Source organism: Stenotrophomonas sp., assembly GCF_032103445.1.
GTDB lineage: Bacteria > Pseudomonadota > Gammaproteobacteria > Xanthomonadales > Xanthomonadaceae > Stenotrophomonas.
This window is the reverse complement of the sequence record NZ_DAMDFR010000038.1, coordinates 1-14276: the sequence shown is the minus strand read 5'-3', so window position 1 is coordinate 14276 and position 14276 is coordinate 1. Positions and strand designations below refer to the sequence as shown.

General features: G+C 66.3%; 16 protein-coding genes and 1 tRNA gene. 6 read left to right on the top strand and 11 right to left on the bottom strand.

The features are described 5' to 3' along the window. Window positions 1-263 precede the first annotated feature (263 nt). The gene (rarD, locus tag RT551_RS13950; RefSeq protein WP_313459724.1) at window positions 264-1178 is read right to left on the bottom strand and encodes an EamA family transporter RarD; all 915 of its coding nucleotides are present in this window, start codon (window positions 1176-1178) and stop codon (window positions 264-266) included. Beyond that, entirely contained in the window at window positions 1175-2077 is a 903-nt protein-coding gene (gene yedA, locus RT551_RS13945) for a drug/metabolite exporter YedA (protein ID WP_313459721.1), read from the bottom strand. The genes rarD and yedA overlap by 4 nt, the downstream gene beginning before the upstream one ends. Window positions 2078-2250: 173 nt before the next feature. On the opposite strand from yedA, the gene RT551_RS13940 reads away from it, so the two are divergent. Further along, entirely contained in the window at window positions 2251-3585 is a 1335-nt protein-coding gene (locus RT551_RS13940) for an MFS transporter (protein WP_313459719.1), read from the top strand. Window positions 3586-3693: 108 nt separating this feature from the next. On the opposite strand, the gene RT551_RS13935 is transcribed toward RT551_RS13940, so the two are convergent. The 4 genes from RT551_RS13935 to RT551_RS13920 form a co-directional block, all read right to left on the bottom strand. Further along, window positions 3694-5346 carry a M28 family metallopeptidase gene (locus RT551_RS13935; RefSeq protein ID WP_313459772.1) on the bottom strand — a complete coding sequence of 551 codons (1653 nt, stop codon included), beginning with the start codon at window positions 5344-5346 and terminating at the stop codon, window positions 3694-3696. Window positions 5347-5527: 181 nt separating this feature from the next. Continuing rightward, window positions 5528-6460 (bottom strand): MBL fold metallo-hydrolase, encoded by a 933-nt coding sequence (locus RT551_RS13930; RefSeq protein WP_313459716.1) that lies wholly within the window; start codon window positions 6458-6460, stop codon window positions 5528-5530. 58 nt (window positions 6461-6518) lie between these two features. Continuing rightward, window positions 6519-6857 (bottom strand): hypothetical protein, encoded by a 339-nt coding sequence (locus RT551_RS13925; protein WP_313459713.1) that lies wholly within the window; start codon window positions 6855-6857, stop codon window positions 6519-6521. Window positions 6858-6927: 70 nt separating this feature from the next. After that, window positions 6928-8220, bottom strand: coding sequence for a tryptophan--tRNA ligase (locus RT551_RS13920; RefSeq protein ID WP_313459710.1), 1293 nt, complete (start codon window positions 8218-8220; stop codon window positions 6928-6930). 110 nt (window positions 8221-8330) lie between these two features. Here RT551_RS13920 and RT551_RS13915 point away from each other — a divergent pair, with 110 nt between their 5' ends. Next, window positions 8331-9116 carry a hypothetical protein gene (locus tag RT551_RS13915; protein ID WP_313459707.1) on the top strand — a complete coding sequence of 262 codons (786 nt, stop codon included), beginning with the start codon at window positions 8331-8333 and terminating at the stop codon, window positions 9114-9116. 78 nt (window positions 9117-9194) lie between these two features. Here the strand turns inward: RT551_RS13915 and RT551_RS13910 are convergent, their stop codons facing one another. The 3 genes from RT551_RS13910 to rocF all read right to left on the bottom strand — a co-directional run bounded on the left by RT551_RS13910 (window position 9195) and on the right by rocF (window position 10881). Continuing rightward, window positions 9195-9416, bottom strand: a complete 222-nt coding sequence (locus tag RT551_RS13910; RefSeq protein WP_260341728.1) for a CsbD family protein — start codon at window positions 9414-9416, stop codon at window positions 9195-9197. 195 nt (window positions 9417-9611) lie between these two features. Next, window positions 9612-9749 carry an entericidin A/B family lipoprotein gene (locus RT551_RS13905; protein WP_282294989.1) on the bottom strand — a complete coding sequence of 46 codons (138 nt, stop codon included), beginning with the start codon at window positions 9747-9749 and terminating at the stop codon, window positions 9612-9614. 208 nt (window positions 9750-9957) lie between these two features. Beyond that, window positions 9958-10881, bottom strand: coding sequence for an arginase (gene rocF, locus RT551_RS13900; RefSeq protein WP_313459701.1), 924 nt, complete (start codon window positions 10879-10881; stop codon window positions 9958-9960). 309 nt (window positions 10882-11190) lie between these two features. On the opposite strand from rocF, the gene RT551_RS13895 reads away from it, so the two are divergent. The 4 genes from RT551_RS13895 to RT551_RS13880 all read left to right on the top strand — a co-directional run bounded on the left by RT551_RS13895 (window position 11191) and on the right by RT551_RS13880 (window position 13641). Beyond that, window positions 11191-11643 (top strand): roadblock/LC7 domain-containing protein, encoded by a 453-nt coding sequence (locus RT551_RS13895; protein ID WP_125359703.1) that lies wholly within the window; start codon window positions 11191-11193, stop codon window positions 11641-11643. A gap of 77 nt (window positions 11644-11720) precedes the next feature. Then, on the top strand, window positions 11721-12080 hold the full coding sequence (locus RT551_RS13890; RefSeq protein ID WP_125359704.1) for a roadblock/LC7 domain-containing protein: 360 nt from the start codon (window positions 11721-11723) through the stop codon (window positions 12078-12080). Window positions 12081-12148: 68 nt separating this feature from the next. Continuing rightward, complete coding sequence (locus RT551_RS13885) at window positions 12149-13102, top strand: hypothetical protein (RefSeq protein ID WP_313459699.1); 954 nt, start codon at window positions 12149-12151, stop codon at window positions 13100-13102. After that, entirely contained in the window at window positions 13102-13641 is a 540-nt protein-coding gene (locus RT551_RS13880) for a GTPase (protein WP_313459696.1), read from the top strand. Before RT551_RS13885 ends, RT551_RS13880 begins: the two co-directional genes overlap by 1 nt. Window position 13642: 1 nt before the next feature. Here the strand turns inward: RT551_RS13880 and RT551_RS13875 are convergent. Together RT551_RS13875 and RT551_RS13870 are read right to left on the bottom strand one after the other, a co-directional pair. After that, a tRNA-Thr gene (locus RT551_RS13875) sits at window positions 13643-13718 on the bottom strand. A 40-nt stretch (window positions 13719-13758) separates the two neighbouring features. Next, the coding region (locus RT551_RS13870) for an SPOR domain-containing protein (RefSeq protein WP_313459693.1) at window positions 13759-14276 on the bottom strand (518 nt) is incomplete at its 5' end.

Sequence of the window (14276 nt, the reverse complement as noted above, 5' to 3'; positions counted from 1 at the left end):
GGATTCGAGCCAGGTGCGGCTCCACAGGCAGCATTTGAGCGTCTCGCTGCGTCAGCCGCCAGCTATGGAGGCAAGGTCGATTTCAAACAGAATCGATTGCGGATGTACCTGTCAGATCCCGCATGAAATTCGTGCCGGCGGAGGGCCGGTTCGATCGGGCGGTGGTTGGATCGCGTCAGGGGTACGGGACGGTGATGGTTTCAGCCACGCATGGCGTGGCTCTACGCGGAGGTGCGGGTAGCGTTCCGTGGGACGGTGGTGACTCAGCGCGTCGTTGCCTTCCGCGTCCGCCACAGGCTGTCGCCGATGAAGAGCAACAGGCCGGCCCAGATCGCGGCGAAGCCCAGGGCCTTGCCGGTGTCGAAGGGCTCGCGGAAGAAGAACACGCCCAGCAGCAGGCCGATGGTGGGGGCGATGTACTGCAGGATGCCGACCAGCGACAGCGGGATGCGCTTCACGCCATAGGCGAAGCCGATCAGCGGCAGGGCGCTGACCGCGCCGCCGAGGATCAGCAGCAGGTCATTCTTCCAGCCCCAACCGCTGAAGAAGGCCCCGCCGTGCGCGCCTTCGCTCCAGATCGCAAAGCCGATCGCGGGCAGGAACAGGTACAGGCTTTCGATGCCGAGGCCGGCCACCGGGTCCACCGAGATCAGCTTACGCAGCAGGCCGTACAGGCCGAACGAGCAGGCCAGGCCGAGCGCGATCCACGGCGGTCGGCCGGCATCCACGGTGAGCCAGGCCACGCCGACCGCGGCGCACGCCACGGCCAGCCATTGCAGGCCGCGTAACCGCTCCTTCAGCACCAGCACCCCCAGCAGCACGCTGACCAGTGGGTTGATGAAGTAGCCCAGGCTGGTTTCGATGACGTGGCCGGCGTTGATAGCCCAGATGTACAGGCCCCAGTTGAAGGCGATGGCCAGGCTGCTCAGCGCCAGCGTGGGCAGCGCGCGCGGCTGCGCGGCAATGGTCTTCCACCAGCGGCGGCCGCTGATGAGCAGCAGCCAGGCGACCACCAGCACGGTGGTCCAGATGATGCGGTGGGCAATGATCTGCTGCGAGGGCACCGCCTTGAGCAGGTGCCAGTACACCGGCACCAGACCCCACAGGGTGAAGGCGAAGGCGGTGATCGCCAGGCCCCGGCGCTGCTCCTGCAGCGCCTGCGCGTCCACCGCGCTCACTTGGCGCGGGTCCGGGCGAGGGTCAGCACCACCACGCCGGCCAGGATGACGCCCATGGCCAGCAGGTCGTGCGCGCCGAACCGCTCATGGCCGATCCAGGCCCCCAGCAGCACGGCGATGACCGGGTTCACGTAGGCGTAGCTGCCGGCCAGCGCCGGGCGCACGTTGTGCAGCAGCCACACGTAGGCGGTGAAGGCGACGATAGAGCCGAACATGCATAGGTAGGCCACGGCCAGCAGCCCATTCATGCTGGGCCAGCTGGTGGGGCGTTCGCCGGTCGCCAGGCCCAGCGCGACCAGCATGACGCCACCGCAGATCATCTGCCCGGCGGCGGTCATGAACGGGGCCGGCAGGTCCAGGCGGCGGGCGCTGACCGAGCCGAACGCCCAGCCGATCGGGGCGATCAGCAGCAGGATCAGCCCCTGCGGGGAGGCGGTGAGGCTGCTGCCCGCATTCAGCCAGACGACGCCGAGGAAGCCGATGGCGATGCCCAGCCATTCGCCCTTGGTGGCGTGTTCGCCCCGGATTGCGCCGAACAGCGCCATCCATAGCGGCACTGAGGCCACGGCGGTGGCCGCCAGACCCGAGGACACGGTGCGCTCGGCCAGCACCACCATGCCGTTGCCCAGCACCAGCATGGTCAGGCCCATGAACACCAGGTTGCGCCACTGCCGGCCGGTCGGGGCGGCCATGCCGCGCCAGCGCAGCACCGCGTACATCAGGCTGCCGGCAACGATGAAACGGGCTCCGGACACGGTGGTCAGCGGCAGTGCGCCGCCTTCCAGGGCCAGCCGGATGCCCAGGTAGGTGGAGCCCCACACCACATAGACCAGCAGCAACGCCAAAACCACCATGCCGGTACGCGGCGCGGAGGCGGGAACGGGGGTTGGGACGGCCATTGCACGACCAGCAGGCGGGGGGAAGGGCGATTCTAGGGCCGCTGTCGCAGCTGGACTAGTCACATGGTGCAATGTCCACCGGTCATGCACGTGGGGTAAGGTAAAAGCAGGTGCCTATCCTGGGCCCGACGCTTTCCAGATCCACCGCTTCACCGCGAGGAACGATTTTCCGCATGAGCCACTCCCCCTCCCTTTCGACGCCCCTTGATGACAAGGCGGCGCTCAAACGCTCGATCTCCAACACCCTGAAAGGCTCGGCCGGCAACCTGGTCGAGTGGTACGACGTCTACGTGTACTCGGTGTTCGCGGTCTACTTCGAATCGCAGTTCTTCTCGGCCGAAGACAAGAACTCCACCATCTATGTGTGGGCGATCTTCGCCGCCACCTTCCTGATGCGCCCGATCGGCGCGTGGTACTTCGGCCGCTTTGCCGACCGTTACGGCCGCCGCCTGGCGCTGACCGTGTCGGTGACGATGATGGCCGCCTGTTCGTTCCTGATCGCACTCACCCCCACGGCGGCCACGATTGGTGGCTGGGCGGCATTGATCCTGCTGTTCGCGCGCCTGCTGCAGGGCTTCGCCACCGGTGGCGAGTACGGGGCCTCGGCCACCTACATGTCGGAAGCGGCGATTCCGGGCCGTCGCGGCTTCCTGTCCTCGTTCCATTACGTCACCCTGGTCGGTGGCCACGTGCTGGCACAGCTGACCCTGCTGACCATGCTGATCTTCTGGGCCAAGCCGGAAATCTCGGCCTGGGGCTGGCGTGTCGCCTTCGGCATCGGCGGTCTGGCCGCGATCGTGGTGTTCTGGCTGCGCCGGACCATGGACGAATCGCTGGGCCATGACGACATCGAGGCCGCGCGCGAAGGCAAGGCCAAGGCCTCCGGCTCCATGCGCGAGCTGTTCGTGAACCAGTGGCGTCCGCTGCTGCTGTGCTTCCTGATCACCGCCGGCGGCACCGTGGCCTTCTACACCTACTCGGTGAACGGCCCGAAGATGATCCAGAGCGCCTTTGCCGGCAACGACGTGATGACCGGCACGCTGATCAACCTGGGCGTGCTGACCTTCCTGATGCTGCTGCAGCCGGTCGGCGGCTGGCTGTCGGACATCATCGGCCGCAAGAGCCTGCTGGTGTTCTTCGGCGTCGGCGGCGTGCTGTACAGCTGGTACCTGATCACCGAACTGCCGAACCAGCATGACCCGGTGTGGGCGTTCCTGACCCTGGCCCTGGGCTTTGTGATCCTGACCGGCTACACCTCGATCAACGCGGTGGTGAAGGCGGAGCTGTTCCCGACCCACGTGCGTGCACTGGGCGTGGGCCTGGGCTATGCGCTGGCCAACTCGCTGTTCGGTGGTACCGCGCCGCTGCTGTACCAGGGCGCGCTGAAGACCGGCCATGTGGGTGAGTTCGCCATCTATGTCACCGCGATCATTGCGGTGTCGCTGTTCGTGTATGTGTTCTTCCTGAAGAACAAGGGCCCGAACTGGTTGGATGGGACGCGGAAATAGGTGGTGCCGGCCGCTGGCCGGCAACCACGTAAAAGCAAAACGCCGGGGCTGATGCCCCGGCGTTTTTTTGTACCCAGCGTTCATGGGGTTGCCGGCCAGCGGCCGGCACTACCGGCGGGCCGCTTCGCTCTTTTCGCGGATGGCGCGGAACTCCGAACCTTCTTCCCAGTGCGGCCAACGGCGGCTGTTGGCCAGTTCCATGCCAAGGTCGTACACCAGCAGGGTATCGGCGGCGTGGCCGGCCGGGTCCCAGCTCGGGGTCCAGGCGTCGCAGGCCTGGTGGTAGCAGTCGGCGAAGTACTTGTCGCGCAGCGCGCGGCCGGCTTCGACGCCGCCGTCCAGCTTGTCCAGGCCCGGGCCGATGGTGATCGCCGGCACGCCCAGGCGGGCGAACGCGAAGTGGTCAGCGCGGTAGAAGAAGCCGGCTTCCAGGTTCGGGTCCGGCGAGTAGCTGCGCCCGCGCGCCTTGGCGACACGCTCCAGGTCGCCCTCGAGCGACACGCGGCCCTTGCCCCACGACGCGATGTCACGGGTAGCGCCGTCCGGGCTGAACATCTCGATGTTCAGCACCGCCGCGGTCTTGTCCAGCGGGGCCAGCGGATGGGCGGCGTAGTAGTTCGCGCCGAGCAGGCCCTTTTCCTCGGCGGTGAGGGCGACGAAGTACAGCGTGCGTTGCGGCTGCGGGCCGGCGGCGAACACGCGGCCCAGCTCGAGCACGGTGGCCACGCCCGTGGCGTTGTCGATGGCACCGCGGCGGATGCGGTCACCCTTGGCGTCGGGCTGGCCGATGCCGAAGGCATCCCAGTGCGCGGAGAAGATCACCGCCTCATCGGCATGCGCTCCGCCGGGCAGCTTGGCCACCACGTTGCGGGTGATGACCTGCTCACGCTTGAGCTTGAACTGCGCCGACAGCGCCGCATCGCCCAGCGCCACCGGCTGGAAGCCCGGCGTCATGGCCTTGCGCTTTTCGGCCTCGAAATCCAGGCCGGCGTTGCGGAACAGCTGTTCGGCGAGCGCACGCTGCATCCAGCCGCGCACCGGCACGTGCTGGGCCAGTGCCTGTTCCTGGGTACGTTCAATGTCGAATAGCGGCGAAGTGCCCGAGCTCTTCACCGTGGCCCAGCCATATGCGGCCGGGGCGGTTTCATGCACGATCAGCACGCCCTGCGCGCCACGGCGGGCGGCCTCTTCAAACTTGTAGGTCCAGCGGCCGTAGTAGGTGACCGCCTTGCCGTCGAACGCGCCGGGCGCTTCCGCTTCGAAGTCGGCATCGTTGATCAGCACCACGGCGATCTTGCCGTGCAGATCGACGTCCTTGTAGTCGTTCCACTGCCGTTCCGGCGCGTCGATGCCGTAGCCGACGAACACCAGCGGGGCGTCCTTGATGTTCACCTCGGCCTGCGGGCGCAGGCTCTGCAGGGTGACGTCAACGCCATTGGCCAGCGTCTGGGTCTTGCCCTTCTGGCGCAGCGTCGCAGTGACGGGGCCATCCACCTGGGCACGCACCATCGGCACCGGCTGCACCCAGCTGCCGTCCACGCCGCCGGGCTGCAGGCCCGACGCCTTGAACTGCTCGATCAGGTACTGCACGGTGCGCTCTTCGCCGGGGCTGGCCGGGGCGCGGCCTTCGAACTCGTCCGAGGCCAGCACGCGTACATGGCGCGACAGCGCCTGCGGATCGATGCCACCGCCGGGAAGATCATTGGCCGCGTAGGCCAGGCCTCCTGCAAACAGGCAGGACGACAGCAGCAGGATGCGCATCGGATTCACGGCAGTACACCAGGAAAAAACGGAATGCCAGAGTGTAACGTGACAATCGCATGACCCACCATGACGTAGAGCCGCGCCCCAGCGATCTCAACGCGCCGGTACGACGAACGCGTCGCCACGCGCCCGTGAATGGACACCCCATGACGTAGAGCCGGGCTTGCCCGGCTGCTCTTCAACGCCGATCACGATCCAACCAACACGCCAACCCCTGCGCGTTGAGCTCGATATCCATCGCCAGCACCCGCACCACCGCCGCCTCATCCAAGCGGCACCCATGCGCCATCGCACGCTCCACATACAACTCGGTCAATGCCGCCACCAGGCACCGATGCCGATCCGCACGCCCGTCGCACTGGCGACCGATCTCCACCATCGCATCAATCTGCTCGATCAGGTCCGCACCAAGCTTGGGAATATCGCCGACCCGGCCGAAATGGGTGAGGTAAACCGACTGCGGCTGCAGTGCCAACAGACGACCGATGGAATGCTTCAGCGGCTCCGGGTCGAACTGCACCGGCGACGAGGTGGGCACCACAAACGCGCCCCGGTCACTGTCCAGTTCGCGATAGGACAGCCCGAAGGTGTCACCGGTGAAGGCGCTGCGGCTGCGCTCGTCCCACACGCACAGATGGTGACGGGCGTGCCCGGGTGTGTCGATGCACAGCAACGGACGCCCGGCCAGGTCCACGTGGTAGCCGTCTTCGGCAATCACCACGCGCTCGGCCGGTACCGGCAGGATCGGGCCATAGCTGCGGGCGATCTCTTCCGCTCCGTAGACCTCGGTCGCCCCGGCAATCAAGCGTGCCGGGTCGATCATGTGCGGCGCGCCGCGCGGATGCACCACCAGCTGCGCATTGGGCAGCTGCTGCATCAGCAGGCCCGCGCCACCGGCATGGTCCAGGTGAACGTGGGTGACGATCAGCCAGTCGACCTGCTCGGGGGTGAAGCCCACCCGTGTGAGGGCGGCGTGCATGGCGGGCACGGACAGCCCGGTGCCGCAGTCGATGAAAGCGGCGCGGCCGGCCTCGGTGATCAGATAGGCGGCACCGAAGTCATCGCGCTGGAACGCGGTGTCGATGGTATGAATGCTGGGGTCGATAGGCATCTGTGCCTCCCTGGCAATGAATCGGTGGGGCATCGCCCGTGGGGCGATTGCCCTCAATTTACGCCAAACCGTGGGGTGCCTTCGATTCGGCTTTGGTCGCACGTCGCGCCAGCCAGCTGCCACGCAGCAGTATCGCCAGCACCAGGACCGCCAGGAAGGCACCGTAGGCATACAGTACGGCGAGCACCTGCCGCCAGATCGGGCCGGCGTCGCCCTGGACCACGCCGATATGGTGGCCCCAGAGCATGGCGATGGCGCTGAGGGCGAAGGCCAGCAGCAGGGTGAGGGAGTCGAAGGCCCGGCGGGCGGTGGTGCGGGGTTCGCGTGGGAACCACCAGAACAGGGCACCCAGCAGGGTGAACCAGGGCAGGAACAGCAACAGAGACAGCCAGGGCATTGCGGTCATCCTGTTGGGGATGACGGCATCATGCCATGAGGAGCAGCCGGGCAAGCCCGGCTCTACGGGGTCAGGCGTCGCGCAGGACGGCCAGGGCGGCGAGGATCTGGTCGACTTCGGCTTCAAGCTTGAACAGCTCGCTCTGCAGCTGGTCGCCCTGCTCGGCCTGCTTGAGCACGGCGATCAGCTGGCCGGCATCGCGCGGCGAATCGAAGCCTTCGCTCTGGATCAGCAGGGTGCCATCGCTGGCCTGCAGCTTGAAGTAGAAGCGGCCGTCCTTCTCGCGGTACTGCTTGAACAGCGGCGGGGCGGCGCGCAGTTCCTGGGCGTCGTCGGCGATCGCTTCGCGTGCGGTGGACAGGTCACGCAGGCCCACCGCGTGGCGCAGTTCCTTCAGCAGCGGAATGGCGTACTGCTCGCGCAGCTGCTGGCCGCGGCGACGCAGCAGCGCTTCGATCTTCTCCGGCTCGGCCATCAGCGCGTCGTAGCGCTCGCGCAGCGGGGTCAGTTCCTGGTCGATGCGCTCGAACAGCTGCTGCTTGGCATCGCCCCAGCTGATGCCGTCGGCGAAGGCCTGGGCGAACGCGGCGGTCTGCTCCGGCGTGGCGAAGGCCTGGTACATCTGGAACAGCGCCGAGCCTTCGGTGCTCTTCGGTTCGCCCGGGGCGCGCGAATCGGTGAGGATCGAGAACACCAGCTTCTTCAGCTCTGCGCGCGGGGCGAACAGCGGAATGGTGTTGTGGTAGCTCTTGCTCATCTTGCGGCCGTCCAGGCCAGCCAGGGTGGCAACCTGCTCGTCGATCACCACGTCCGGCAGCGGGAAGTACTCCTGGCCGTACACGTGGTTGAAGCGCTGGGCGAAGTCGCGCGCCATTTCGATGTGCTGGATCTGGTCGCGGCCGACCGGCACGCGGTTGGCCTTGAAGATCAGGATGTCGGCGGCCATCAGCACCGGGTACATGAACAGCCCGGCGCTGATGCCGGCGTCTTCGTCCAGCTGCTCTTCGCGGTTCTTGTCCACCGCCGCCTTGTAGGCATGGGCGCGGTTGAGGATGCCCTTGCTGGCAACCACGGTCAGGAACCACATCAGCTCGGTCGTTTCCGGGATGTCGCTCTGGCGGTAGAACCACACCTTGTCCGGGTCCAGGCCACAGGCCAGCCAGCTGGCGGCAATCTCCAGGGTGGAACGCTGGGTGCGCTCGGGCTCCTGCGCCTTGATCAGGCTGTGCAGGTCGGCCAGGAAGAAGAAGCTCTCGATCTCCGAGGCCTGGCTGGCGGCAATGGCCGGTCGGATGGCACCGACATAGTTGCCCAGGTGGGGCGTGCCGGAGGGGGTGATGCCGGTAAGAACGCGGGTGGTCATGGGGGGAATCATGTCGGACAGGTAAACGCCCCCAGTTTACCTGCCCCGGCGCAACCCCGTTGGCCCGGGTGGCACGTTCAACCCACTACCTTCCCAGCGGATGCGCTGCCATGAAACGCCTGATCCTGCCCCTGCTTGCCGTGCTGGCCCTGACCGGCTTCAAGCCCTATCCGCCGGACCCGGGCCGGACCGACCCGGTGGAGCTGAGCATCGTCGACCGCGACCAGGGCAGCGCGCTGCCCTGGTACAGCCACCGCGGCCAGCGCTGGGTGGCCGGCCAGAACGGCCACCCGTACAGCCTGCGGCTTTACAACCGCAGCCCCGGGCGCGTGCTGGTGGTGCTGTCGGTGGACGGACTGAACGTGATCAACGGCGAGGTGGCCTCTCCGGACCAGACCGGCTACGTGCTGGAACCGTGGCAAAGCGCGGACATCACCGGCTGGCGCAAGTCCCGGCAGGAAGTGGCGCAATTCGTGTTCACCGACCCGGGCCGCAGCTACGCCAGCCGCACCGGCCGCCCGGACAACATCGGCGTGATCGGCATGGCGGTGTTCAATGAAGCGCCGCAGTTCCGACCACCGGTGGCACCGGCCCCGCCGATGGCGCGGCAGCGCGCGCAGGCACCGGCCGCGGAGTCGTCCGACCGCTCACTGTCGTCAGTCGAGGTAACGGGTTCGCTGGGCACCGGGCATGGGGCGCGCGAATCGTCGTATTCGGGAAGCACGGACTTCCGTCGCGCCAGCCGCATACCTGTTCAGCAGGTGTCGGTGCGCTATGACAGCGAGCGCAACCTGATCGCGCGCGGCATCATCACCCGGCCGCGTCCGGTGGCCGGCGAGCCGCAGGCGTTTCCGGGCCAGTTCGTGCCGGACCCGCCGCCGTACCGCTGGCGTTGATCGGACACACAGAAGAACGGGCCGCATCGCGGCCCGCCTCTTCTTCACTTCACGTTGCCGGATCAGACCGGCACCCGATCAATGGTAATCCGGGTATTCCTTGCGCATGGCTTTTTCGAAGTCACGGACTTCGGTTTCAGCGCGGTCTTTGGCCCAGCCGTAACGTTCCTGCAGACGGCCAGCCAGGTATTCGGCATTGCCCTCCGCCACCTTGAAGTCGTCGTCGGTCAGGTCGCCCCACTTGGCCTGTGCCTTGCCCTTCAGCTGCGTCCACTTGCCGGAAATGATGTCTTTGTTCATGGGTTGGCATCCTGTTGGAACGGCAATGTCGCCGCAGGTGCAGAGTGCGCAATCGCGTGTTGGCCGACGGTCAAGCGTGAATGAAAGCGATGCTCACGTCGTTGAACGTGCAGACAGCGGTGTGCAGCGCACATGAAAAAAGCCGGGTTTCCCCGGCTTTTTCCCGATGCGTGCTGGCCGCGGCCAGCAGAGTCATCAATTGCCCTTGGCGGCGTCTTCAACCTTTTCGCCGGCCTTCTGCACGTCCTTGCCCGCACCGGCAACGGTGTTGCAGCCGGACAGCATGGCAACCGAGAACATCGACAACAGCATCAGTGCAATTACACGCTTCATGGGCTTCTCCTCAAGGTTCAAAAACGGCACCGCAAATCGGGTCCCACCTGTAAGACGGGCACGGGCCCGCCTTCCTGATCGCGGTGACCTCGCCGCCGTTTCCGGCAGCGCCGCCGCGTGGGTGCAATCTCGCCGTTGGCGCGTGCAATCAATGTGAACACGCGACCGGCGTTGTTCAGCCGGCCGCAGGGAAACGCCTTGAATACGCTCAGTCGCGCATCAGGGTGGACTTGCCGAACAGGCTTTCGACCAGGTCCACGGCCACTTCCGCGGTGATGTTGCGGGTGTCCAGCAGCGGGTTGAGTTCAACGATGTCCAGCGAGCCCATCTGCCCGGTGTCGGCGATCATCTCCATCACCAGCTGGGCTTCGCGGTAGTTCACCCCACCCATCACGGTGGTGCCCACACCCGGGGCGATGCTCGGGTCGAGGAAATCGACATCGAAGCTCACATGCAGATGCGTGTTGGCATCCATGCCGGCCAACGCCGATTCCACCGTGCGCTTCATGCCCACCTCATCGATGTAGCGCATGTCGTACACATCGACCTTGTGCTGCTTGATCAGCCGCTTCTCATCCGGATCCACCGAGCGGATGCCGATCTGGTGCACCTGCTGCGGCGAGATCGCCGGTGCGCTGCCGCCCAGATGGGTGAGCGCCTCGGGCCCCAGCCCGCACAGGCAGGCCACCGGCATGCCGTGCACATTGCCGGACGGGGTGACGTCGCTGGTGTTGAAATCCGAATGTGCGTCCAGCCACAGCACGCGCAGGTTGCGGCCCTGTTCGCGGCACCAGCGCGCCACGGCGGTGATCGAGCCGATGCCCAGGCAGTGGTCCCCGCCCAACATGATCGGCACGCGGCCGTCCTGCAGTTCGGCATAGATGGCGTCCATCAGCGCGCGGTTCCAGGCCACCACCTCGTCCAGATGACGGTAGCCCTGCTCCGGTGCGGTCCACGGATTACGCGGACCATCCAGGTTGCCGCAGTCGCGCACGCTCACGCCGCGCGCTTCCAGCGCCTGGGCCAGTCCGGCAATACGCAGTGCCTCTGGCCCCAGCCCCGCGCCACGATGGCCGGCCCCCACGTCGGTGGGCACGCCAATCAGGGACACCGGGGGAAGACGCTTGCTCATGCTGACTCCGAACACGTGAAATTAGTCCCTCAGTCTAGTGATGTGATGCTTTTCACACTCGCGGCGATGCAGCACCGGACGCCTGCGGATGGTGATGAAATAGCCACATCCAACGCGCTTCGGCGAACCGCGACGCAGCGTGAAAGCCTTGTGTGTCAACGGTTTGACACTTGAGTGAGAGGAAGTGTGATTTACCTTTCATTAGCCAAGATGACGTCACCTGCGTGATACATTTCGCACTTCTTCGCAGTGCTGATTGACTAACCCGCAACGGGTTGGTCTGTCGTTCGTCGTTCTAGGGGGCAGTACGTGCAGCGCAGTAACATTCATCAGATCGTTCGCAACGCCAGTGGTGAAAGCCAGCCGGCGCGGCAGCTGTATGACGCCGCCGCTATTGAAGACGCCTTCCGCCAGGCCCGCGAACGCGAGTCCGGCCTGACCCTGCTGATGCTGTCGACCGCCGACGGTCGCGCCGTCGCCGAAGATTCGGCGCTGGGCGTGGACGGTCGTCGTCTCGCCGCGATGGCCAATTCCTTCCTCACCTTGGGCGAAACGGTTTCGCGCGAGCTGGCGCTGAGCGAAGCCGACTACGCCACCATCTGCACCAAGCTGGGCAACGTGGTGCTGATCCGCATCAGCGCCGACAAGCCGCTGACCCTCACCGCTGTTGCCAGCCACGACGTCAACATGGCGGTGCTGCTGTTCCATGCGCGCGAATGCGCCGGACGCCTGCACGCCCTGCTGCCGCCGCGCGCAGGCTGACCTCTCCCGTTTTGTTGTGTCCTACCGGCAGACGTCTGTCTGCTGCCCCCTGTGTCTGAGCAAAAAGGATTTGTCGTATGCCGAATCATTCGCTTGAAAAGTTGAACTCCCTCGCCGGTTTCGTTGGCGCGGCCCTCGTTGACGGTGACAGCGGCATGGCCCTGGCCATGGCCGGCGGCGGCAACATCAACCTGGAACTGGCTGCGGCCGGCAACACCGAAGTTGTGCGCGCCAAGCGTCGCGTCGCCACCTCGCTGGGTCTGTCCGATTCGATCGAAGACATCCTGATCACCCTGGACACCCAGTACCACCTGATCCGTCCGCTGGAAAGCAACCCGATGCTGTTCCTGTACGTGATCATGGACCGCAGCAAGGCCAACCTGGCGATGTCGCGCCACGAACTGAAGGCCATGGAAAAGACCCTGGACTTCAGCTGATCGCCTGAGGCCCCACGCGTGTGGCACCCGCTTGCGGGTGCTGCGCGCGGGCCGCGCGACCTGTCCCGATGAATACCCCCCTTCGTAGTTTCCGCGTGGCCGCCGCCGGTCTGGATGTGCTGCATCAGACCCGCTTGAAGCTGGCCTGTTCGATGCTGTTGGCCGAGCGCATGGATGTGCAGTTGATTCCCTGGACCGGCGATGCCGATCTGCTGGTGATCGGCCTGGACCATGCCGACGCCGGCCGCATGCTGAGCGAAGCGAATGCGTCCAACGTGCCGATGCTGTCGATCGCGCGTCGCTACGCCGACGCCGCTTCCGGCCGCCTGCCGCACGGTGCCACCGTGCGCGACATCAACGAACAGCTGTCGAGCCTGCTGCTCAATGCGCCGGCCGCGGCCGCAGAGCGCCCCTCGCCGGGCGTGCCCAAACTGCTGCGCCTGGCGCAGATGCCGGCCAGTGCGGATCTGCACCTGCTGCAGCGGGGTGGGATCAGCGCAGCAGTCGATACCACCACGCGCAGCATCGCCCTGCCCGCCTCGCTGTCGCTGGCCGAGCTGATCGCGCAGCTGGATGACACTACGTGGTCGTCGGAAGTCGTTGACGCGGCCACTTTCCAGCACCAGTACACCTACCGCCTGCCGCAGCGGCACTCCTTCGAGGCGCTGTATTTCGCGCTCGCGCGCTATCGTCCGGAGCTGCTGCCGGCGCTGGATACGCCGGCGACGCTGAAATTGCGGCACTGGCCCGACCTCCATGCCGACGACGTGCCTGCGGGCTGGCTGCTGGCGATTGCCAGCCTGCATGCCCGCCCGTGGCAACCCGCCGCGCTGGCTGCGGCTTGCCATCTGCCGCGTAACACGGTGGAATCGATCTTCTGTGCTGCTGTTGCCAGTGGCCTCGCTCTGAACCAGGATGCCGCCGTGCCCAGCCCCACCCGCCGTAAAGACGCCAGCGACTCCCGTTTCTTCTCGTGGGTCGCCCGCCGTTTCGGCCTGAACCTGTTCCAAGGGGGTCAGTGATGAGCCTGCCCGCCAACAAGCTGGTATTCGTCGGCAGCATGGGTGCCGGCAAGACGACTGCGGTGCGCGCGATTTCCGATATCGAGCCGGTCAGCACGGAAATGCCGCTCAGCGGCGATACCGTCGGCGACAAGGTGGAAACCACCGTCGCGCTGGATTACAGCTCGATTGAACTGGACGACGGCGAACTGCTGCATGTTTACGGCGTGCCGGGCCAGCGCTACCTGGATTTCATGTGGCCGATGGTGTGCGAAGGCGCACTGGGCGTGATCGTGCTGGTCAGCGCCGGTCATCCTGAAGCCGTGGAATCCACGGTGGAGCTGCTGCAGGAGTTTTCACGCATTGCACCGGAGGCGAGTCTGGCGGTGGGGGTGACCCGTTCGGATGAGTACCCGGCGTTGCAGATTCCCGAGTTCCGTAATGCGCTGTTCGACGCCGGGCATCGGTTGCCGGTGATGCGGGTGGATGCGCGCTCGGCGACCCAGGTGACGTTCCTGGTGAAGTCGCTGTTGTCTTATCGGTACGCTGAGACGATCTAAGTGGTGCCGACACCCGGATTCGAACTGGGGACCTACCGCTTACAAGGCGGTTGCTCTACCAACTGAGCTATGCCGGCACAGGCATGACGCGCGCCGAATCCGGCGCGGAGGGCGATTCTAACGCAGGCGGGCGCATTCCAGCGAGCGCTGTTGTGCGGCCCCGCTGCGCTGACGGGCGGCATTGGGGCTGACTGCGTCAGCCAATGTCGCATCTACCCACCATTGGGCGCTGCCGTCGCCGCCGCTGGCGACCAGCCGGGCGTTGAAACCGGCGGCGCTGAGCGCGGCCATGCGCCGCTCGGCCCCTTCTCGATTGCGGTACTGGCCCAGCGCGATGGCGTTGGCGTCTTCGCCCTGGCCGAGGATGTAGTAGTCGCTGATGCCGGCGGCGGCGATCCGCTTGACCAGGGCCTGGGCCTCTTCACGGCTGGCCGAGGGCGGCATCATCACCCGGTAGGTGCTGGCCCCGGCGTTGGGCACTTCGCGCAGGCGCGAGCGCTGCAGCAGGTCACCCGCCTTGCTCTGGGCGGCGATGGCGGTGTCACGGCTGGTGAACGGGCCGAGACTGAGGCACTGCGCCGGGGCGGGTGTCGGCGCGGCAGGTGCGGGGACAGGTGCAGCGGGTGCGGGCGCGG